19 protein-coding genes are annotated in these 20,722 nt (G+C 71.6%); 11 read left to right on the top strand and 8 right to left on the bottom strand.

Annotation, left to right across the window (positions count from 1 at the left end; genetic code table 11):
• Positions 1 to 355: 355 nt before the first annotated feature.
• From ACZ7EC_RS27760 to ACZ7EC_RS27735, 6 genes are all read left to right on the top strand, one after another.
• Positions 356 to 1,162 (top strand): ABC transporter ATP-binding protein, encoded by an 807-nt coding sequence (locus tag ACZ7EC_RS27760; protein ID WP_471066776.1) that lies wholly within the window; start codon positions 356 to 358, stop codon positions 1,160 to 1,162.
• 934 nt (positions 1,163 to 2,096) lie between these two features.
• A complete protein-coding gene (locus tag ACZ7EC_RS27755) occupies positions 2,097 to 2,513 on the top strand; it encodes an SRPBCC family protein (protein ID WP_471066774.1) in 417 nt (138 codons plus the stop codon).
• On the top strand, positions 2,513 to 2,941 hold the full coding sequence (locus ACZ7EC_RS27750) for a MarR family winged helix-turn-helix transcriptional regulator (RefSeq protein ID WP_471066772.1): 429 nt from the start codon (positions 2,513 to 2,515) through the stop codon (positions 2,939 to 2,941). Before ACZ7EC_RS27755 ends, ACZ7EC_RS27750 begins: the two co-directional genes overlap by 1 nt.
• Before the next feature lie 558 nt (positions 2,942 to 3,499).
• A complete protein-coding gene (locus tag ACZ7EC_RS27745; protein ID WP_471066770.1) occupies positions 3,500 to 3,778 on the top strand; it encodes a hypothetical protein in 279 nt (92 codons plus the stop codon).
• Between the two features lie 284 nt (positions 3,779 to 4,062).
• A complete protein-coding gene (locus ACZ7EC_RS27740; protein ID WP_471066769.1) occupies positions 4,063 to 4,743 on the top strand; it encodes a class I SAM-dependent methyltransferase in 681 nt (226 codons plus the stop codon).
• 255 nt (positions 4,744 to 4,998) lie between these two features.
• Positions 4,999 to 5,397 (top strand): hypothetical protein, encoded by a 399-nt coding sequence (locus ACZ7EC_RS27735; protein WP_471066767.1) that lies wholly within the window; start codon positions 4,999 to 5,001, stop codon positions 5,395 to 5,397.
• A gap of 128 nt (positions 5,398 to 5,525) precedes the next feature.
• On the opposite strand, the gene ACZ7EC_RS27730 is transcribed toward ACZ7EC_RS27735, so the two are convergent.
• Positions 5,526 to 6,428: a hypothetical protein gene (locus tag ACZ7EC_RS27730; RefSeq protein ID WP_471066765.1), complete on the bottom strand. Its 903-nt coding sequence runs from the start codon at positions 6,426 to 6,428 to the stop codon at positions 5,526 to 5,528.
• A 693-nt stretch (positions 6,429 to 7,121) separates the two neighbouring features.
• Here ACZ7EC_RS27730 and ACZ7EC_RS27725 point away from each other — a divergent pair.
• Positions 7,122 to 8,102, top strand: coding sequence for a helix-turn-helix domain-containing protein (locus ACZ7EC_RS27725; RefSeq protein WP_471066764.1), 981 nt, complete (start codon positions 7,122 to 7,124; stop codon positions 8,100 to 8,102).
• A gap of 168 nt (positions 8,103 to 8,270) precedes the next feature.
• Entirely contained in the window at positions 8,271 to 8,762 is a 492-nt protein-coding gene (locus ACZ7EC_RS27720) for a hypothetical protein (protein WP_471066762.1), read from the top strand.
• 469 nt (positions 8,763 to 9,231) lie between these two features.
• On the opposite strand, the gene ACZ7EC_RS27715 is transcribed toward ACZ7EC_RS27720, so the two are convergent.
• The 4 genes from ACZ7EC_RS27715 to ACZ7EC_RS27700 form a co-directional block, all read right to left on the bottom strand.
• The gene (locus ACZ7EC_RS27715) at positions 9,232 to 9,474 is read right to left on the bottom strand and encodes a hypothetical protein (RefSeq protein WP_471066760.1); all 243 of its coding nucleotides are present in this window, start codon (positions 9,472 to 9,474) and stop codon (positions 9,232 to 9,234) included.
• Positions 9,475 to 9,765: 291 nt separating this feature from the next.
• Entirely contained in the window at positions 9,766 to 10,344 is a 579-nt protein-coding gene (locus ACZ7EC_RS27710; protein ID WP_471066758.1) for a TetR/AcrR family transcriptional regulator, read from the bottom strand.
• 70 nt (positions 10,345 to 10,414) lie between these two features.
• Positions 10,415 to 11,806 carry an amidase gene (locus ACZ7EC_RS27705; protein WP_471066756.1) on the bottom strand — a complete coding sequence of 464 codons (1,392 nt, stop codon included), beginning with the start codon at positions 11,804 to 11,806 and terminating at the stop codon, positions 10,415 to 10,417.
• Positions 11,803 to 12,003, bottom strand: a complete 201-nt coding sequence (locus ACZ7EC_RS27700) for a hypothetical protein (RefSeq protein WP_471066754.1) — start codon at positions 12,001 to 12,003, stop codon at positions 11,803 to 11,805. The genes ACZ7EC_RS27705 and ACZ7EC_RS27700 overlap by 4 nt, the downstream gene beginning before the upstream one ends.
• A gap of 198 nt (positions 12,004 to 12,201) precedes the next feature.
• Here ACZ7EC_RS27700 and ACZ7EC_RS27695 point away from each other — a divergent pair, with 198 nt between their 5' ends.
• Entirely contained in the window at positions 12,202 to 13,107 is a 906-nt protein-coding gene (locus ACZ7EC_RS27695; RefSeq protein WP_471066753.1) for an MBL fold metallo-hydrolase, read from the top strand.
• A gap of 122 nt (positions 13,108 to 13,229) precedes the next feature.
• On the opposite strand, the gene ACZ7EC_RS27690 is transcribed toward ACZ7EC_RS27695, so the two are convergent.
• A complete protein-coding gene (locus ACZ7EC_RS27690; protein ID WP_471066751.1) occupies positions 13,230 to 15,125 on the bottom strand; it encodes an N-acetylmuramoyl-L-alanine amidase in 1,896 nt (631 codons plus the stop codon).
• Positions 15,126 to 15,773: 648 nt separating this feature from the next.
• On the opposite strand from ACZ7EC_RS27690, the gene ACZ7EC_RS27685 reads away from it, so the two are divergent.
• Positions 15,774 to 17,258: a PP2C family protein-serine/threonine phosphatase gene (locus ACZ7EC_RS27685; RefSeq protein WP_471066749.1), complete on the top strand. Its 1,485-nt coding sequence runs from the start codon at positions 15,774 to 15,776 to the stop codon at positions 17,256 to 17,258.
• Positions 17,259 to 17,263: 5 nt separating this feature from the next.
• Entirely contained in the window at positions 17,264 to 17,743 is a 480-nt protein-coding gene (locus tag ACZ7EC_RS27680; protein ID WP_471066747.1) for an STAS domain-containing protein, read from the top strand.
• Positions 17,744 to 17,873: 130 nt separating this feature from the next.
• On the opposite strand, the gene ACZ7EC_RS27675 is transcribed toward ACZ7EC_RS27680, so the two are convergent.
• Together ACZ7EC_RS27675 and ACZ7EC_RS27670 are read right to left on the bottom strand one after the other, a co-directional pair.
• On the bottom strand, positions 17,874 to 19,199 hold the full coding sequence (locus ACZ7EC_RS27675) for a lipase family protein (RefSeq protein WP_471066745.1): 1,326 nt from the start codon (positions 19,197 to 19,199) through the stop codon (positions 17,874 to 17,876).
• Positions 19,200 to 19,486: 287 nt separating this feature from the next.
• Positions 19,487 to 20,659, bottom strand: a complete 1,173-nt coding sequence (locus ACZ7EC_RS27670; RefSeq protein WP_471066743.1) for an acyl-CoA dehydrogenase family protein — start codon at positions 20,657 to 20,659, stop codon at positions 19,487 to 19,489.
• Positions 20,660 to 20,722 lie beyond the last annotated feature (63 nt).

Here is a 20,722-nt window from a genome sequence, read left to right as displayed (position 1 = left end):
GGCTACGGGCCGCTTCCCACCGACGCCGTCGAGCGGCCCGGCCCCTACCGGCTCCACCATCCGCTCGAGTTGGCCACGGGGCGCCGACTTGGGTGTCTCACTTCGGGTTCAGGCGAGACGCCCACCGGGTTTCGGCAGCCTCGTGCTCCAGCCCGTCGGAAATGGCTTGGAGCCGGTGGTGGTGACGTCGGCGATGCGCAGGCCCGAGTCTCCGGGCCGTCCGAGGCCCTCGAGGGCGACGGGCGCGAGCTCCGGCGGGCGCCGAGAACCAGTGCCGTGACCAGCCACGTTGACCGGGCTGTCCGCATCCGAAGACACCAGGTGCGCTCGCGCGTGGCGGCACTACTCTGCCGACGTGACCACAACCGAGGAACCCCGCGCCGTCGTCGCGCTGACCGATGTCGCCGTCCACCGCCGTACCACCGGGCAGGAGATCGTCCTCGACGGGATCACCTGGACCGTCCGGCCTGGCGAGCACTGGGCGCTGCTGGGCGCCAACGGGGCCGGCAAGACCACCCTGCTGCGGCTCGTCGGAGCGGCCATGTATCCCACCGCCGGCACCGTCGAGGTCCTCGGTGACCTGCTCGGCCGCGTCGACATGCGCGAACTGCGGGCCCGCGTCGGCCTGGTGTCCGCCGCCCAGAAGGTACCGCTGGACGCCACCGCCCACACCGTCGTCCTTACGGGGGCGACCGGCACCGTGCAGCCGCTGTGGCGGGAGTACGGCACCGCGGTCCGCGAGCGCGCCCACGTCCTGCTCGGTGAGCTGGGGTGCAAGGAGTTCGCCGACCGCCGTTTCAGCGACTGCTCGGGCGGCCAGCGGGCCCGGATCCTCATCTGCCGTGCGCTGATGGCGGATCCGTCGCTGCTCCTGCTCGACGAGCCCTTCAACGCCCTCGACCTGCCCTCCCGCGAGGACCTCGTGGACGCGCTGCAACGGCTCGCGGCCGACCGTGCCGGTCTCGCCACCGTCACGGTCACCCATCATCTGGAGGAGCTCCCGCCCAGCACCACCCATGCCTTCCTGCTCAAGGAGGGGCGCGAGCTGGCATCCGGTCCCGTCGACGGCGTGCTCACCCCGGAGAACATGACGCGCTGCTTCGGACGTCCCGTGCATGTGGCCCGCCACGACGGCCGGTGGTACGCACGCTCGGGCCGCTGACACCGTGACCGCACGGAGGCGGACGGCCCGGCCGGGCTCTGTCCTCGGCCGGCAACCAGGGTGCCGTGCAGGCCCAGGTGACCGGGGGCGCGGGCAGGGGCGACGGGGCCTGGGCGGGGGAGGCAGCGGGCAGGACGGGGAGCCATCGGGCCCCGGCGCTAACGGCCTTGCCTCGGCGGCTCGCCCCATGAGTTGCTTTTGGATCCGGTCGACGTCACGCAGCCGCTGTCGAAGGCTCGCGGACCGCGGGGCCGGCGAGGACGGCCCGTTCGTACTGGAGCGGGAATGCGGGGGATCTCCCGCTCCCCCGTGCCCCGGACCAGGGGGCCGGTGCGCAGCCGGCTCGCCAGGATCGGCCGGGGGTGCGTCCGGGACGGGCGCGGGAGCGAGTGGTCGGTGGGCGGCTCGGGCGTTCCGGACGATGTGGAGTCTCCGGCTACGACGTGCCCTCCTATGCCCGGTGCTGCCGGTCAGCACCGCGGGCATCACGGCGGTGACCGCCGGGCCGGCCCAGTTGGCCCGGCGGCGGTGGAGTCAGCCGCGGAAGACACCAAGCTGTGGGCAACGCCGCCGTATTGACGGTCTGGGCCAGCGGATGGAGCGGCCGCAAGCCAGCGGTGGCGGGTCTGGCGGCTCTCACCTTGGTGCGACTGGTCTCCAGCGGCGTGTGCAAGCAGACGAGTGCCCGTCCGCACCTACCCCAGGGGCGGATCCCTCACGAGGTGATCGAAGAAGGCCCGCATCCTCGTCGTCCACCCTCCGCGCACACCGCGGGGCAGTGGCCTTCGTCGGCGCTGTCGCCCACGCGTTCCGGGGCGGGCTCCCCCTCCCCCGGCCGATGTCCCTCCATGCGCCCGTCGAAGTACCGTGGACAGATAGTCTTCGCGTAGATAATCTTTGCGCAGATGATTTACCGGTCAGGGAGGCCATGGACATGTGGACGTATGAGCACGCCATCGAGACCGACGCCGCGCCGGAGGCGGTCTGGAGGCTGTGGGCCGATGTGGAGAACTGGGGAGCGTGGAACGCCGACATCGCGAGCATCCGGATCAGCGGCCCCTTCGAGGCGGGCGCCGAGATCGTGATGACCCCGGCCGATGGCGATCCGGTGCACCTGATCGTCGCCGAGGCCGTCCTCGGCGAACGGTTCGTGGACGAGGCCCGGTTCGACGGGCTGCTCCTGCGCACCGTCCACCAGCTCGGCCGGGGCGGGAGCCTGCGCACTCGGGTGACGTACCGGATGGAGATCACCGGGCCCGGCGCCGACGAGCTCGGTCCGCGGATCGGTGCGGCCGTCACCGCGGACTGGCCGCAGACCATGGCGGCCCTGGTCAAACTGGCGCAGGGCTGATGGCCCGCAACCCCGGTGACAGCCCTGGCTTCCTGCTCTGGCACGCCACGCTGCGCTGGCAGCGCGACATCGCCGCGGCGCTCGGCCCCCTGGACCTCACCCACGTCCAGTTCGTCCTCCTGGCCTGCACCTGGTGGCTGAACACCCACGGGCAGCACCCCAACCAGCAAGTCCTGGCCCGCCAAGCCGGCACCGACGTCAAGATGACCTCGCAGGTCCTGCGCGCCCTGGAGGGCAAGGGGCTGATCAAACGCGAGGTCGACCCCACCGACACCCGCGCCAAACGCCTGCATGTCACCGACGCCGGCGCCGAACTGGCCCCGCGCGCGATCACCGCCGTGGAGAACGTCGATGCGCGCTTCTTCGGGCAGGTGGCACACGACGACGCCGTGACCCTGCTCAGCCGCCTGGCCGACCCCGGCACCTGAGCCCCAGACTCGGTACCGGGCGAGGCACCGCGGGTGCTGCCCGCTCACGTCCGCCCCGGCCACGGCCGAGCGGCTGGGGCCGACCCCCAAAGGGCCTCGGCGAATTGCGGCAGCAGGACGACACCGCCCTTGTACGGTCCGGCGAACGCCACGACCCGGCCCCCTCCCCGGCGCCGGGGGGCCGGACCGTCTGCCGGATGAGGCCGCCGTCTGCTTCCTGTCCGGCCTCCAACACCGGTCGGTGCACGCGGTATTGACGTGTCCAAACGGTTGGCGCGATCGTTTGGCCATGTCAATGTCGGCGGATCGCGGCTGTGTTGAGCCCTGTCCCCACAGCCCGCCCCGGAGGCAGAGATGCGGAACTCCCCCGGCCGTCCGCCCGTTTGGACCACGCTGGCGGTCTTGACCGTCGCAAGTGCCCTTCTGAGCGGGTGCAGCAACAACAAGGACTCCACCGCCGATCCTCTGAAGCATCCGTGCAGGCTCCTCCCCGCCGCGGAGAGCAAAGCCGTACTACGGCGCTCACCGGGGCCCCAGTTGGAGATCGTGAATGGTGACGTGAGTGAGTGCGCGTACAAGGCGGGGGGTCTGTACATCGCCCTGTTACACGCGCCGTACACCGGAAAGTCCTTCAAGGCCGTGGTCGACGGCACCAAGGGGAAACGGACTGCCGTGCGCGAACCCGGACTCGGCGATGCCGCTTACAGCTTCCGCGAGTCGGGTCGTGAGCCCGCCCTGCTCGACATCATCAAGGCCGACCGGTTCGTGCAGATCACCGCGCCCACCGTCGCCACCGGCAGGCAGGCGGCTCGAGCCGTCCTTCGACGGCTGGACTGACAGCGCAGCCGGGCCGTACCACCGACCCGCCGCGGCGGAGTGGTCGGTGCTGCCGGTACTGACAGCTCCGCCTGGTGCCCGTAGCCCTGCCCCGGACGCGCCGGCCGGGGCAGGGACAGCCGCTTACCCGGTCCGGGCGGCGGCCCGGACGGTGTTGCGGGCCATGCCACCGAAGACGACAGCGTGAAACGGCGAGACGCCCCGCCAGTACGGGTGCCCGCGCCGTTTTGCCGGAGCGGCAACAAGAGTGGCGTGACCGGGCCACGATGGGTGACGTTGGGCCCATGACCGAAGACATCACAGCGGGGACGCCCACGTCGGACGCTCCCTTGCCTGGCGACGGATACGTCGGAGATCCCGCAGTGCGGGCGGAGTGGGACAACCGATACGCCGGCCGGCAACAGCTGTGGAGCGGCCAGCCCAACGGTGCGCTCGTGGCCGAGGTCGCCGGGCTCACGCCCGGGCGGGCGCTCGATGTCGGCTGCGGCGAGGGCGCGGACGCCGTCTGGCTCGCGCGCGGCGGCTGGGACGTGACCGCGCTGGAGGTCTCGGGCGTGGCACTGGAGCGGGCGGCCGGGCATGCGCGGGACGCGGGCGTCGCCGTTCGCTGGGTACACGCCGCGCTGACGGAAGCGGCGCTCCCGTCGGCTTCCTTCGACCTGGTCTCCGCGCAGTATCCAGCCCTGCTGCGCACCGCCGACGCCGCAGCCGAGCGAGCGCTACTCGCGGCCGTCGCGCCCGGTGGCGTGCTGCTGCTCGTACACCATGCGGGGGTGGACACCGAGCATGCGCACGAAAGCGGCTTCGATCCGGCTGCCTACGTCTGGCCCTCGACGGTCGCCGCCCTGCTCACCGACGACTGGAAAGTGGAGGTGAACGAGCAGCGACCACGCGTGGCACCCGACGGCGGCGCCGGCGCGCACCATGCCGACGATCTGGTGCTGCGTGCGCGACGGCTGCGCTGAGCCGATATGCCCGTACGTGAGCGGGCGCCGGACCGCATCGGTCCGGATGTGACTGAGTGCTTCAGCTGGCGACTTGAGCGTCGGCCGGGCAAGGTGGCCCCCGAAGACGCCTGGTCGTAGAACCCGGCGTGCCGACCGATGCCGTGCAACGGGGGCAATCCTGGCCAATCGTGGGCTGGACCGCATGGCGCGGGTGCGATTTGCTCGTACACCGACCGGCCCCACAGGGACCGGAGGAACCGGGGGAAATGCGCTATGACCCGTGCTGTCAAGGCTCTCGCCGCGCTCGTCCTGGCTGGGGCATCCATCCTCTGCGGGACCTCGCAGGCGTCCGCCGACCCGAACCCGAACAACCACGGCTTGGCCCCGCAGTGGGTCCAGCTGCGCGGCCCCGCTCACGTGGGCGTCTACATCGCCCCTGACGCGGGATCCAGCAAGTACTTGAACATCACCCTCTCACCGGGCAACTCGGTCTACGTGGACTGCTGGGTGGCCGGCGGAAACGTCGGCAACGCCGGAGACGTCTGGTACCGCACCACGTATATAGACGATGGGGAGCCCCGGCCGGTCTACGTGGGCGCTTCCTGGACCTTCGCGCCTTACGTGGACGGCGCTGGGCTGTTCCACACCGTGCCCGGCCTGCCCGCCTGCTGAACCAGCGGACAGACAGGCCGCGGGCCCGCGCTCCGGGAACGGTGCGCGGGCCCGCGACTTGCGTTTCACAAGGTGACGATCTCCACGTAGCGGGTGGCGATGCCGGGTAGGCGTTCTCAGAGCAACTTTCAGGCTTCAGAGGCATGTTGGACGTTGGTGACCATCAGGTACTCCTTCCGAGGATTCCGAGAGTCACCGTGGGTCAACGTCACCGTGTAGTTGACGGCCTGGCCCCGGCGATACACCTCCCCCCTGCGCGGAGTGAAGTACAGGAGCACGCCGCCGTTGTCGGGCTTGATCCGCCCCTCCGACGCCCCCTTGAAACAGTCGTCGACCACGGTGCCCCGAGTGGACTCCAGGGCGAGCCGCGGGGCCGGGCAGCCGGGAACGTGGTCGTAAGTGCAGCCGAGGCGCGGGCCGGAGCGCGGGTAGAGAGCGAATGGCTGCCCGTGGTCGTCGATGATCGCGGTGCCATGGCGTCCGGCGCACAGCCAGTCGATCTCAAGGTGCCACAAGATCTCGTCACCGTCGGCAGCGGGCGTGAGGATGAACTCCTCCACATCGGTGGCGCTCACCGAGAAGGGGAAATCGGCGTCCTCGGCGCGCAACCGGGGCGCGCCTTCGTCGAGGTCGGTGCTGAAATGCCGCGGCGTCACCCTGCGGCCGACGGGAGGGGGCTCAATGAGGCCATGACATGCCCGGCGGGCGGGACGACGGGACAGGACTACCGGGCGCATCCCTCGCAAGATCACCGCCCGCCCGGTCACACTGCTCTCCACGGTGACCCGGAAGGAACCCTCACGGACCATCACCTCCGGCGGGTCCGAATCCAGCAGGACCGTCTGCGGCTCGTTGCGACCATGCTTGCCCAAGTGGTCCACCGTAACGATGAGCGGGCTCTCGCTGTCCGCGAGGCCGTCACCCGGCAGGTGCAGGTGGACCCCGCCACTGATCGTCCCTGCTTGCACGACGGCTCCCTGCCGCCCCCCGCTCACCTGATTCCCGGTGTTCCCGGCCTGTCCGTCGCTCATCCATCCCCCTGCAATGACCGACCCCACACTCACCATGAGGTCCCAACAGTCCAATTGTGCTGCGCCCAGTGGCAGTTGACTTCACTCGTTCCCGGCCGTCCCTGCGGTGGCGGCGGGTGCCGTACCGCGCGGAGTCGGTGAGTGGCTACCGCGCCGCCCCTGGGGAGCGGCCGATTCAGGCACATGGCGACCGCGGCGGGCCGCCGGGCGCCATCAGCCGGCGAGCGGCGGGCGGCGAGGTCGTCGACGACGCGGCGCAGCCGAGATGAAGCACCGGAGCGCCTCCGTGATGGAGGTGGAGGAGTTCGCTGGCATGGTGCCCGTGTAGCCGTACGGCCGGGGGGAGACGCACCGAGCGCCTCCCCCCGGCCTGGCTCAGCGACGGATGATCACCGTCGGCTGACTCCCGTCGGCGACTCCAGCGATCAAGGAGGTGCCCGAACTCCAGCGCATGGCCGACGCCTTGCAGACCGGCCGGCACCTGGTGATGGTCCTCTCCCCCGAGGCCGCGGGACCCCGGCCCGCTGCCTCGCCGACGAAAACTTCGCAGTGCTCGATCAATGGCTGCGGGTCATTTAAGACTTCCGCGGTGATCCGCAGCAATGGACAATGGCTCCAGGTTGTGCTGATTTCGTCCTGCCCGTCAGAGGCAGCGATGTGTGAGTGTTGTCCGGAGAACTCGGAGGGAGGATTATGGAACGGGTTTTCGACAGCGAGGACTTTCCCGCACAAGAGGCTCTGGACGCCTGGACGGAAATGGCGCACAGGGACATCATGCCGAAGACCTTCCGTGCTGTTGAGGGTGACGTGTTCCGCGGTTGGTTCGACGAGATGGCCCTGGGTTCGGTGCAGGTTTCCTCGGTGGCCTACTCCTTGATCACCACGTCCCGGACACCCAGGTCGATCCGTGTGTCCGACCCCGAAAGCCTGCAGATCGTCATGCCTCGCCGCGGCCCGCACTTCATCGAGCAGAACGGACGCAGCACTCTCGTCGAACCCGGGGAAATGGTGCTGTTGAGCAGTTCCCGGCCATTTAAGTCTTATGCCATAGGCGAAGCGACGCTCATGCAGTTCCCGATCGCCCTGTTGCCGGCGGGCGCTCGTCATATCGACCGACTGGTCGCCTGCCGTTTGGTCGGCGGCAAAGGGATCGGCCGATTACTGGCCGACTACTTGGCCCGCGTGACGGCCGATCACACGTGCTACGCACCCGCGGACATGCTCCGGCTCGGAACGATCGGCCTCGACCTCGCGGCCGCCGTTCTCGCCCATCATCTGGAGCGTGAGAACGAGATCCCGGCCGACAGCCGACAACGCGTGCTGTATGCCCGTGTCACGTCGTTCATCGAGAAGCACCTGGGCGACCCCACACTCACCGTCGATCAGATCGCGGCGGCCCACCACATCTCCGCCCGCTCACTGCACCGACTCTTCCAGGCCCACGGCGTGAGTGTCCGCGCTTCGATACGCGAGCAGCGCCTGGAACGCTGCCGTCGCGATCTCGTCGATCCGGCGCAACAGCACGTCCCCATCAGGGCCATCGCCGCTCGCTGGGGGTATCCCCGCCCGGCCGACTTCACCCGTGCCTTCCGTACCGCCTACGGTGCCGCACCCGCCGCCTATCGGCGCGAAACCCTCTCTCGCCCAGGTACCAGGGTGACTTGGAACGAATGACTCCCACGGGGCTCCAGCCGGCTGAGGATATTTCCCCGCACCCTGGCGCTCCGTGCCAACAGTCTGGCGCCTCGCGCTGACGCGAAGTACGGCGTCCGTTCCCAGACTGGACCGGGTCGGTGCCACGTCAGAAGCGCACCGGAGAACCTCTGAGAGGCAGAGAGAGCGATGAGGCACGCAGCCAGGCTCACGACGAGCCGCCACCAGATCCGTCGCGCCGCCCTCGTGGCGGCCGCCCTGCTCGCCATGGCCTCGGCCGCCGGCACCGCCGAGGCCGTCACCTCGGCTGCCGGACCACACGGGACCGCCGCGGCAGCGGGACCGGCCCCGGAATCCGGCAGCACCTCCGCGCGGGCCTGCACAGTCGACGCACCGCGTTTCACCAGCTACGCGGGTACCGGGTCCAACGACCCCGCCTACTGGCCCGCCCGCGGCACCTACGCCACGACCACCAGCCGATGCGCCGACATCAACCTGAAGCTGGACACGACGCGCTCGGTGCGTGCGTGCTTCAAGTCGGGGTCCAGCTGGACGTGCAACGGCTGGCGGACGCTGAGCTCCGGCAGCTGGGGCCTGGCGGCCAAGGACGTGCTGGACGGCACCAAGTTCTTCCTGCAGTTCAGCGGGACCGCCCGCGCGTCGGGCCTGATCGACTACTGACGACCGCTCCCGGCACGTCGGACCGCCGTCCCGCCCGCCGCCCGGCGGGCGGGACGGTGTCGCACACCCACGCCATGCCGCCCGAGAGAGGCCGCCGCCGGCTCGTGCGCACCGCGCCGGCGCGTCAGCGCCGTCCAGCAGGGTGACCGCCCCGATCCGTCACCGACGGATCGGGGCGGCCGTCATCACCCGCCGGTCGACCATGCGGCTCCGGCCGATGGGGCGCTGGGCGGGCACGGCACCGGCACGACGGGCTTGGCCCGGCAGGATGTGGAGGTCCTGCCCGAAGGCCGGGGCCGGCCTGAGGACCGGGGCCGGGCAGACGATCGGGGTCGACCCGATGTCCGAAATCGGCCCGCCGAGCGCAGAAGGCGCGCCGCCTTCGGTGCGTCCGTCGGCGTTCCCCCTGCCGACGTCGCTGGGCCCTCGCCGAGTGCGACCGTATCGGTCACAGCTGGTGCGCCAGGGGTCAGTTGGCGTAGTAGGGGGTCAGCTCCCACGAGTTGCCGCCTTCATCCTCCATGCAGGCGAAACCCACGATCGTCCCGTTGGCCTGGAGGGCGTTGCCCCAGTTGGTGCACTCCTGGAGGGGGCCCTTGCCCGGGATGTCCGCGCCCTGCCACACCGCCGCCTGAGCCGCGCCGGCAGCGATGCCGGAGAACGTCACGACGCTGGCACCGACGACTATCGCCTTCTTGAGGGTGTTGCGCATTCTTCGCTCCATTTCTGTCTGTGGGCACACGCGCCGCAGGCGCCTGACCGCTGGGTGCGGGCAGGCGTGGGCTGCCACCGATCGCCCGCACTTCGGGCCGCGGTGGTCGAGCCCCTGCGAAACATGGCGGCGCCCGGGCCTCACACCCGGCGCGGCCACACCTCTGCGACCGCACAAACCACTTGTGCGCCAGGGGAGTTCCCCGGGCATCCGCAGTTCATCACGCTGGAACCCGCTTGCTCAGAGGTCATAGATGGTTGTTACACAGTTCTGACAAAGGAAGGTGAAGGATCACTGCCGGGTGCCCGCTGCGCAGGCGTCGAGGAGGTCGGTGACGAGTCGGCGGGCGTATGCGGCGTCGAGGCCGGCGGGGCGGAAGAGGATGCGGTACATCATGGGGGCGACGACGCGGTCGATGACTGTTTCGACGGCGGGAGTGTTCTCCTCGCGGCGGACCGCACGGGCGAGGATGGTGTTGATCTGCTCGGCGGCGTAGGCCGAGCACTGGCCCGCGTTGCTGCCGTCCGGGTCGCCGAGCAGGGCGTCTCGGGTGTAGGCGCGGCCCGAGCCGGATGCCATCTCGTCGAGGAACTGTTCGGCCCAGGCCGTGAGGTCGGACCGCAGGTCGCCGCGGTCTTCCGGCTCGCCGTCGGGGCGCAGGCGCTCCACCGCGACGTCGGACAACAGCTCGCCCAGGTCCCCCCAGCGGCGGTAGATCGTCGACGGGGTGACGTCGGCGCGCTGGGCGACCAGCGGGACGGTCAGTGCGTCGCGTCCCACCTCCGCCAGGAGTTCGCGTACGGCGGAGTGCACCGCAGCCTGGACGCGGGCGCTGCGCCCGCCCGGGCGCGTCATCTGCTTGCGACTCATGGCACCAGTCTAAAGCGCAGGATTTGCGTTTAGGGGTGCCACTCGTCGCCCTCACGCCACCCCGCCGCCCTCACCCGACCGGCGCGAGCGCACGGGCGGGCTGGGTCCGCTCGTAGGCGTGGCCGACCCGCAGCAGTGTCCGTTCGCCGAGCGGCCGGCCGATCAGCTGCATGCCGATGGGCATGCCCGCCGGGTCGTGGCCGACGGGGACGGACAGGGCGGGCAGGCCGGTGATGTTGGCCGGGGCGGAGAGGCGGACGTAGGCGTCGGAGACGCTCTCGACCGTGCCGTCGGGCCAGGTGACGGTCTCCTGGCCGGCCGGGACCGCGGTCATCGGGACGGTCGGGGCGCCGATCACGTCGACCTCCTCCAGGAGGCGGGCCCACGCGTCGCGCATCAGCGTCCGGGCGCGCTGGGCGCGCAGGTAGTCGCCCGCGCCCATCAGTTCGCCGGCCTCCAGGAGGATGCGCACGTCTGCCTGGTAGAGCTCGGGGACGGTGCGCAGGGTTCGCTCGTGGTAGGCGGTGGCCTCCGGCACCATCAGGCCCCACTGGGTGGCCTGGATGTAGCGGGTCATCGGGATGTCGACCTCGATCAGCCGGGCGCCCAGCGCCTCCAGCTGTGCTACGGCTCGGTGGACGGCTGCCGCCACCTCTGGGTCGACGTGGTCGAAGTAGTAGTTGCCCGGCACGCCGACGCGCACGCCCGTCAGGTCCGGCTCCCGTTCCGGCCGGTGGTCGGTGGCGGGGGTGTCCAGCGAGGCGGGGTCGCGCGGGTCGTGCCCGGCGAGGGATGCCAGGACCAGGGCCGCGTCCTCGACGGTGCGGGTGAGCGGCCCGACGTGGTCGAGCGACCAGGACAGCGAGGTGACGCCGTGGCGGGGCACCAGCCCGTAGGTGGGCTTGAGGCCGACCACGCCGTTCAGTGCGGCGGGGACCCGGATCGACCCGCCGGTGTCGGTGCCGAGGGCGAAGGTCGCCGCCCCGGCGGCCACCGCGACGGCGGACCCGCCGCTGGAGCCTCCGGCGACCCGGCCGCGGTCCCAGGCGTTGCCGGTCTGCGGGGTGGTCAGACCGTAGGCGAACTCGTGGGTGTGCGTCTTGCCGACCAGGACCGCGCCGGCCGCCCGCAGCCGGGCGGCGACCGTGCTGTCGGCGGTCGCGCGGTGGCCGGCGCGGACGCGGGAGCTGGCGGTGGTGGGCATGTCGGCGACGTCGATCAGGTCCTTGAGGCCGGCCGGGACACCGTGCAGCGGCCCGCGGAACACACCCCGGACCGCTTCCCGCTCGGCCTTGCGCGCCGCGCCGCGGGCCTGCTCTGCCGCGACCGTGACGTAGGCGCCGATCCGGGAATCCACCCGGCCGATGCGGTCCAGGACGGAGTCGACGAGCTCGACGGCGGACAGCCGCCGTTCCCGGATCTCGGTCGCGGCGGCGGCGAGGGTCAGCTCGTGCGGCTTCATCGGCGCTTCTCCTCCCCCGCCCGGTAGGCGGCGGCAGCCGGGGCGTCCCCGAAGTCCAGCTCGCGCAGGACCGCGACGACGGAGTGGATGTGGTTGGCGGTGGCCGCCACAGCGGCGTGGCGGTCGTCGGGCAGGGGAAGTCCGGCTCGGGCGGCCCAACGGGCGGCCTCGGGCGGCGTGAGTTCGGCGGCAGACACGGAACCCTCATCTGGTCGGGACCGGGGCGCGAAGCACCCCGCAAAAGCTAATGATTTGCTTTAGTGCGACGGTAGGCTCTACCGTCGCACTAAAGCAAATCCATTGCTTTTGGCCGTTCCGCTGCAGCGGATGGCGCCGCCTCCCATGGCCACCGGTGTTCCTGGCTCCACCCTCCTCGGCAAAGGAAACAACAGACCATGCAGTCCGACCTCTCCTCCGCCGCCACCGTGCCCACCTGGACCGTGGGCGCGGCGACCGTCCACCGCATCGACGAGATCACGCTGCCGCCCGCGACCGGACCGTGGCTGCTGCCCGACGCCACTCCCGAGGTGGTGGCCGGCCAGGACTGGCTGCATCCCCACTTCGCCGGTGCCGACGGCGTCCTCCACCTCGACAGCCACAGCTTCGCCCTCGTCGTGGACGGGCTGCGCGTGCTCGTCGACACCGGCATCGGCAACGGGAAGCAGCGGACCAACCCGGCCTGGCACGACCTGCGCACCGACTACCCGGAGCGCCTCGCCGCGGCCGGATTCCCGCCGGAGGCCGTCGACCTGGTGATCCTCACCCATCTGCACGCCGACCACGTCGGCTGGAACACCCGGCAGGTGGACGGCGCGTGGGTCCCGACCTTCCCCGCCGCCCGCTACCTCACCGCCCGCGCCGAACGGGAGTTCTGGGCCGGCTACGCCATGGACGAGGCGCGCCGCCAGATGTTCCGCGACTCGGTGATCCCCATCGAGCGGGCCGGCCTGCTCGACCTGGTCGACGTCCGGGCCGACGGCGTGCAGATCACGCCGAGCCTGCGCCTGCTCCCGACTCCCGGCCACACCCCCGGCCATGTCGCCGTCGAACTGACCAGCCGGGGTGAGACGGCCCTGATCACCGGTGACTGCGTCCACCACCCGGTCCAGCTCGCCCACCCCGCCATCGGCGCCTGCGTCGACATCGCCCCCCGGCAAGCCGAGGCCACCCGCCGCACGCTGCTCGCCTCCCTCGCCGGCACCGACACCCTCCTGCTCGGAACCCACTTCGCCCCGCCCACCGCAGGCCGGGTCGTCGTCCACGGGGACGCCTACCGGCTGCTGCCCGTCCCCACGGCCTGACCGGGGCCTCGGTTCCTGGAGGAAGCGGCAGGGGACGCACCGCGACGCCCGGCGCCGCCGTAGCGGTACACCAGGAGGTTCGGCCCCCTGAGGGCGCGTCCTGTGCGGGGAGCTCCCGGTGCCTACCGTGCGGTGACGTCGGAGGCGTAGACCAGAGCGGTGCGGTGGTTGTACTGGATGGTGTACATGCTTTTCCCTCCGGTGACGACCCGGCCGGTGGAGGGGAAGTAGTCGTCGGTGGGAGCGGGTGCGGCGGTGGTGACGTAGGCCTGGCCGGCGGGGATGCTGTAGAAGCTCAGCGGCGCCTGGGTGGAGGGGGAAAGCCCGGCCGGGTATTCGTTCGCGTCCGGGTAGCTCGATCCGTACACCGCCACCGGTGAGGCGCCGGCCGCGCCGACCACCGTCACATCAGGGGCGGGGGTGGTGTTGCACCCGTGCGGGTTGAGGAACCAGACCTTCGTGCCGCTGTACCAGATGGCCGTCCAGTCGCCCTCACGGCCGGCGACGACGAACTGCTGCCCGGCCGCCGCGGTGCCGCCCCAGTCGCTGACGCGGTCGGTGCCGACGCCGTCCGGATGGACGGCCTGGTCGCCGAAGATCGGCGCGGTGGCGCTGGGCGCGGTGCGCAGGTAGACGAAATCGGAGGGTCCGGTCCGCTCGGTGCACTCGGGTGTGGCGCCGGTGGGGTCGTCGGACGGGCAGACCTGCACGGTCTGCTGGTTGCGGGCGTATCCGGGGGTGATGGTGACCGCGGAGCCTGCGCCGCCCACACCGTGCCGGCCGGCCACCGGGGCGTGCAGCAGCCGCATGAAGCGCTCCCAGTCCCAGGACGGGCCCGGATCCCAGTGCATGCCGGAGACGAGGGCCGAGCTGGGGCCGGGCACGTTGTCGTGCCCGATGATGTGCTGCCGGTCCAGCGGTATGCCGAAGCGCCCGGCCAGGTACCGGACGAGTTCCGCGCTGGTCTCGTACTCGGTCTGTGTGTACCAGGTGCCGCCCGCGGCGGCGTATCCCTCGTGCTCGATGCCTATGGAGTGCAGGTTGGTCGAGTAGTTGCCCGCCTGGAAGGAGATGTCCTTGGTGGGCACCATCTGGGTCACGGCGCCGTCGGAGGAGCGTATGACGTAGTGCGCCGACCCGCCGCCCGGTTTCTGGAAGGTGTTCAGGGCGGCGTCGTAGGACGACTCGGTGTCATGGAGGACGATCGTGTCGATCCTGATCCCGTTGGCGGGCCGGTCGGACACCTGGCCGTTGGCCGTCGCGGCGGGCAGGAAGGCGCAGTCGATGGTGGCGGGGCACTCGGTGTCGCCCGTCGTGGCCGTCGCCTTCAGGTGCAGCGCGGACAGTTGCCCGGTGTCCGGCCGCACGCTCGGGGAGGCGGGCAGTTCGATGTGCTGCCCGTCCCGCGTGGTTTCCCTCGCGCCGCTCTCGATGGTGGCGAACACCCGGTCGGCGAAGGCTCCTGCCGCCCGCTGCCCGGAGGAACCGCTGTAACGGGCCACGGCGGCATACCACTTGGCCGGGTCCTTCGGCGTACCGCCGACCGTGCTTCTCGCGTAGGAGGCGAGGAGGGCGGCGCCCCCACGGATGTTGGCGGCGTCGTCCCCGCGCAGCCGCTTCTCGGGCAGCCCCGTCAGCCTGGCGGCGGTCCGGAGGGTGTGCAGGGAGGGAGCGGAGGCCAGTTCGCCGAGGTCGGCACGGCCGACCGCACCCGCGTCGCCCGCGGCCAGCATCCCGGTCGTCACCTCGGTCAGGTGCATGGGCCCGTAGCCCCCGCCGGTGCTGCGTTCACCCGCGTGGGCATCCCAGGCGGACTCGTGATACGCCACGGCGAGCAGGACGGGAAGCGGAACGTCGTACTCCGCCGCGGCCTGCTCAAAGGCGTGCTGACGGCTGTCGGCCGCCGTCCGATGTCCCGCCGCCTGGGCGGCCGGAGAGGTGGTCGCGACTCCTGCGGCGGCCAGCACACCTGCCGCGAGGATCAATGACAGCCGCCGGCGCGGCTTGCGTTCATGCACGGGTGAGTTACCTGTCTTTCCTGCGTCGAATCCGGACCCCGGAGGGCCACCATGACGGCGTTCCAGGGCCGTTGCGCGGCCTGGAAGCGCCTGACTTCCCATCAGGTGATCTGTACATGATGTGACGATGACCGGGTGCGCCGGGTTCCCGCTCGCGGTCCGTACTGCGGCGGGATGCGCCACCGCCCGCGCGGTGGCCGGTCTACGGGCCGGAGTGGTTCGCCGCGGCCGGCGAGACGGCCGTCATCGAGCTGCGGGACGGCCGGGTCCACACGCGGCTCGGCCGGGCCACCGAGCCGGACGTCGTTCTGGACGGGCCGCCCCGCGCGGTCCTCGGCCTGCTCGGCGTCTGCTCGGAGGGGCGCTCTCGCCCCGCATCGGCGACGCGATCGCCAGCGCGTCGACGAGGCGACCCGTGGCCGCGTTGCTCGGGATGAGTCGCGGCGGGACCTGTCACGGGACGATCGCGAGCCGTCCGGGTTTCTGAAGCCTCCTGAAGACTTGAAGCCTTCTTGAGACTTTCCGCGCAGCAGGGCCGCGGCCGGGTGCCCGGCCCCGGTGGCATTGGCGTTCGGGCGTGTGGGCGACTTAGGCTGCATCGGTTCGTGCCGTTCACGGCGGCAACCCATCGACGGAGGGAAGCCGCTCGTGCAGCAAGCCTCGGCCACCGACCCCGCTTCCGGGCGCCGCCCCGAGCTGGTCCCCGACCCGGATGTGGAGGCGGCCCGTATCGCAGCGGTGCGCCGCTACGACATCCTCGACACTCCGCCCGACGGTGCGTTCGACCGGGTGGCGGCGATGGCCGCCCGGTTCTTCGATGTGCCGGTGGCAACCGTCACCATCGTGGACACCGACCGCATCTGGTTCAAGGCAGCCCACGGCCTGGAGGGTGTCGCGGAGATCGGTCGCGATCCGGGCCTGTGCGGCTCGGCGATCCTGCGCGATGACACCATGGTCATCCCCGACACTCTCCAGGACCCTGTCGCGGTGGACAATCCGCTGGTCGCCGGGGAGATGGGGGTGCGCTTCTACGCCGCCGCACCGATCACCACCCCGGACGGGCACCGGCTGGGCACGGTCAACGTCCTCGACACCCGGCCGCGCTCGATCACCGAGGAGGACACCGCCACCCTCGCCGATCTCGCCGCGATCGTGCTGGACGAGATGGAGCTGCGGCTGTCGGCACTGCGCGCCCTGCGCGACGAGCAGGCCCGCCGGGAGGCGGAGACGCGGCACGCCGAGGCGGAACGGGCGCGGGCCGAGGCGGAGCGTGCGGCGCGGGAGAAGGCGGAGCAGGATAGGGCCGCCATCGCCGCGTTCGCCTCCACCTTGCAGCGCACCCTGTTGCCCCCGGCCCTTCCCGTGGTGCCGGGGCTGGAGCTGGCCTGCCATTACCGCACCGCCTCCGCCCACGACGTGGGCGGCGACTTCTACGACGTCTTCCCGCTCGACGGCGGCCGGTGGGCGTTCTTCCTCGGTGACGTGTGCGGCAAGGGGCCCGAGGCGGCGACCGTCACCGCCCTGGCCCGTCACACCCTGCGCGCCGCGGCCCAGATCGACGCCGATCCCGTCACGGTACTGAGCGCGCTCAACACCGTGCTGCTGACCGACGTCACCGCCGGCCGCCGCTTCTGCACCGTCCTCTTCGGCCTCCTTCAGCCCCGCGAGACCGGCGGCTTCACCGTCACCGTCGCCGGCGGCGGCCACCCGCCGGCCTACCACGTGCGCCCTGACGACGGCGGCGCCGTCTGGGTGCGTGCCGTACGCCCCCAGGGCGGAATGCTCGTCGGCGCCTTCCCGCAGGCACCCTTCGCCCAGACCACGTTCTCCCTGACGGCCGGGGAGAGCCTGTTCCTCTACACCGACGGGCTGACCGAAGCCCGTACCAACAAGGGCGCCATGCTCGGCGAGGACGGCCTCATCGGCTTCCTCCACCAGCGCACCGGAGCCGTCACCGCCACCTCCCTGATCGAGGACAGCATCACCCTGCTGGCCTCGTTGCCCGACGGAGCCGGCGACGACGTGGCGCTGCTGGCCCTGTCCGTCCCCCATCCTCACACCACACCCGACGGCAGTGTCTCCGCCACCGCGCACACCGCCGCCGCGCCCGACCACTTCGGCCAGGAGGGATGACCGACGTGACCGACACGCTGCAGCTGACCGTCCAGCATCCCCGTCCCGGCCTCGCGATCGCCGCGGTCGCCGGGGAGGTGGACACGTGCACCGCGGACACCCTGCGCCGCGAAGCCTCGGAGATCGTCCGGCAAGGGTGTCCGCACCTGATCCTGGACCTGTCACGGGTCGGCTTCTGCGACTCCGCCGGTCTGAGCGCCCTCATCGGCGTCTGGCACGCGGCCGAGGCGGTGGGCGGCGCACTCGCGCTCGTCAGCGTCCCCGACCGCCTGATGCGGATGCTCGTCCTCACCGGTGTCGACGCCGTCCTGCCGGTCCATGCCACCGCCGCCGAAGCGGTCACCTCCATGACCGCCAGGCCGTTCGGCAGCGCGGGCGAACACGACTCGCGCACCCCCGCCCCCGACGACGGGACCAGTGAGCCGCGCGAGGTGCAGCGCACGGCCCGCGACGGCGCTCACGGCTCCGCTGCCCACCTGAACTGATCGCGTTGACCCGCCAGAGGGTTCGTATCAACGATCGCCCCCGGCACCCCAGCGACCGCCAGGTGCTGCCGAACGGCGACGGTCCGGTGCCGGCCGCCCTCGGCGCCGGTGCGTACCGCGGGGTGGCGGTTCAGGGCTGGAGCGGCAGCGTCGCGCAGTTCGACTCGGCGGGCTTGCCGGCCAGCCGGTCGGTCAGCCAGGACACGGCCGCGCCCTGGTCGGCGAGCAGCGGCCCGAAGTGGTTGAGCAGCGGGCTGACGACGTTCGGCAGGACCACCGGCTTGTACGTGACGTCGGCGCCCTTGCGGCACCAGTCCACGGCGAGCTGGCGGGCCTGGCCGTGCGGCACGAGGTTGTCGCTGGTGCCGGTGGCCACCCGCACCGGCCCGGTGGGCTTGAGCCGGCCGATGCGCTGGGTGTCCAGGAAGTTCTGGAGGGCGGGGGTCCCGGCGATGATGTCGCTGAGCGACTTGCCGTCGGTGGTCCACTCGTTGCTGCGCGCGTAGCCGTAGTGGAGGAGCGCGTCGCCCACGCACATGGTGGACAGATCGGCGAGCGCTGTCTTTCCGGCCGCGTTGAGGTGCGCCTCGGCGATCGGCCGCAGCTCCGGGTCGGTCTGCAGGAACCCGTTGAGCGACCAGCCCAGCGCGCCGGTCAGCTCGGTGCCGTCGATGCCCTCGGTGACCTCGGTCAGGTTCGCGGGCGGCGCGCCGGCGTAGGTGCCGGCGAGGGCGACGTCGGGGGCGTACGCCGGCTGGAGTTCGGCGGCGGCAGCGGTGGCCCCGCCGCCCTGGCTGTAGCCGTACAGGCCGACGCGGGAGGCGGCGGTGATCGAGGCGCCCTCGACGGAGCGGGCGGCGCGGGCCGCGTCCAGGACGGCGTGCGCCTCGTCGATCCGGTTGACGTAGGTGTGCAGCCGGTCCGTGGTGCCCAGGCCCGCGTAGTCGGTGACCACGACCGCGGCGCCCGCGGCGAGCAGCCGGTAGACCGACAGGTCCTCGTAACCGACCGACATCGTCTGCCCGTTGAGCGTGATCGGGTGCTCCAGGCCCAGCGAGGCCGCGCACTGGTCGCCCTGGCCCATGGTGCCCGGCGCGACGACGACCAGCGGGCGGGGGCCGTCGCCCTTCCAGCGTGCGGACGGTTCGATGTAGGCGCCGGTGACGGCCATGGGCAGGCCGTTCGCGTCGGTCGACTTGTACATCAGCCGGGTGGCCCGGCCGGGCAGCGGGCCGTCGAGGCCGGTCAGGCTGAGGGCGAGCGGGAGCGGCTCGCTGCGGATCAGGGCGCCGTCGGCGGCGGGCAGTTCGGCGGGCGGGGTGTAGAACGCGGGGATCGTGACGCCGCGGGAGACGACCGGGGCGGAGTCCGCCGCTGCGGCCGGCACCGCCTGGACGCCGAGGCACGAGGCCGCGGCCATCACCGCGGCGGCGATCAGGTGTCTGCGTGGGGGCATGGGGAACCTCCTGGGATGCGGCCGAGCAGGAGAGGCGGCCTCGTCCCGGACGGCGGCCGACGGCCGGACACCCTGGACGAGGACATGTCGATACAAGGCGGCACGGTCGTCCCACCGGCCCCCTCGCCTCACCGGGGAGTGAGCTGACGAGAAGTTACCCGGCGGTCTGTTACCGGCGGTAGCACGCAGAAGGTTACGGTTCAGTAATGAGATGCCGGTCAGGGGAGCCGGCCTCGCCCGTGGTCGGGCAGGCGAGGAGGCCGGGCGGCCGGTTGTTCTGTGGGTGGTCAGGCGCGTTGGAACTCGGCGAGGTCCGGGGGCGTTCCGGTGAGCAGTGCCGCGCCGATGAACGCGAGCTTGGCGTCCGACGGATCGTGGCAGGCGAAGGTGCGGGCGTTGCGCCAGTAGCGGTCGAAGCGCACGGCGTTGGCCGTCGAGCGGGCGCCGGTGAGGTCGTGCATGCGCCCGGTGACCTCCAGTGCCGTACGCACCGCGAACACCTTCGTCTGAAAGCTCAGCAGGCGGATGCGATCCGGCTCCGCTCCCGCCCTGCCGACCTGGTCGGCCGCGTCGAGCAGCAGCGCTCGCGAGGCGGCCAACGTGGTGGCCAACTCGCCGACGTCCCGCTGCACCAGCGGATCGTGGCCGGCGTCGGGGTAGCGGGGCAGCACGGAACGGTGCCGGGGGCGCGAGGCGTACGCGAGTGCCGTGCGCAGCGCGCCGTCGGCGATGCCGTGCATGAGTGCGGCATGCAGTTGGGTCGCGCAGGCCAGGAACAGGGGGTTCAGCTTGCTCGGACGGTAGTGCCAGCCGTCCGGCACGAAGACGTCCTGGTAGGTGATGGTCTGGCTGCGCGTGCCGCGCTGGCCCATCACATCCCAGTCGTCGTGCAGCAGGACGCCGGGGCCGGACAGCGGAACGAGTGCGGAGCAGTCGCCCGGCACGCCGTCGCGCGTGCAGTGGACGTGCGCGATCGTCCGCAGGGGATCGCCGCTGTTGCTGTTGAAGCTCTTGGTGCCGCTGACGATGACGCCGCCGTCGACGTCTCGGGCCGTGACCGGGCCGTCGGCGACGCCGGTCTCGGCGGCGGAACTCACCAGGCGAAGGCCGTTGTGCAGCAACTCGTGCGCGACTTTCGCCAAGGTGTCCTGCGGGAGGCCGGAAGTAAAGATCATTCTGGCGACCAGCCAGGTGGTCAGCCAGTTCTGGCCGATGGGGCCGTCGGCGGCGGCTATTTCCGCGATCGTCTCGATCACGGTCGGCCAGGCGCCGAAACCGGCGGGTTCCTCGAGTCCTCCGTGGGCGACGGGCACGTGCAGCCGGTTGACGCCGATCGTGGCCAGGAGTTCGAGTCCTTCTCCGGGATCAGTGCCGTCCCGGTCGGCGCGCAGGCCGATCTCGGACAGCTGGTCGTGGACGCTCCGGACCAGGCCGGCCATCTCGTCGAGTTCGACGTTCATCTCAGCGGTGTCCCTCCTCGCGCGGCAGAACCCGTCGGGGTGCCGCACCGGCCGGGTGGTTCG

It is taken from the genome of Streptomyces sp. NPDC037203 (assembly GCF_055605065.1).
The sequence above is the reverse complement of the archived record's forward strand: the minus strand, read 5'-3'. Positions and strand labels throughout refer to the sequence as shown.